We start from the raw sequence: 326 nt of genomic DNA, 5'->3' as shown, positions 1-326 counted from the left end.
AGATTCTACTGTAGCTATGGTAGCAGCTGCCGCAAGTGCATTACTTGGTCTTGGTCTTGCAGGTCGTCGTAAAGAAGACGAAGAAGCTTAATTGGTAGATTATTTGATAATTATCAGATGATAAATCCGATTTTCAAAGCTTAGACAAGTATCTCTCATAAGAAAATCTCCTAGCAGGCTTCCCTGTTAGGAGATTTTACTAGTGAATCAAATGATAGTTCATTATTATAGTAGATTGAATCTAGAATAGTACGTTATGGCTATTAAAATATTTCTAGAAATTAATTTGACTTTCCTAACCGATTTGTTCACATCTTGTTTCAATC

General features: G+C 34.0%; 1 protein-coding gene. It reads left to right on the top strand.

What is annotated here, in order from left to right:
• The first annotated feature begins 16 nt into the window (after positions 1 to 16).
• On the top strand, positions 17 to 91 hold the full coding sequence (locus ADH54_RS12720; protein ID WP_414716758.1) for a hypothetical protein: 75 nt from the start codon (positions 17 to 19) through the stop codon (positions 89 to 91).
• Positions 92 to 326: the final 235 nt, after the last annotated feature.

The organism is Streptococcus pseudopneumoniae, from assembly GCF_001072315.1.
In the GTDB taxonomy this organism is placed as follows: domain Bacteria; phylum Bacillota; class Bacilli; order Lactobacillales; family Streptococcaceae; genus Streptococcus; species Streptococcus pseudopneumoniae_R.
Note: the sequence above shows the minus strand (reverse complement) of the source record. Positions and strands in the feature narration are given on the sequence as shown.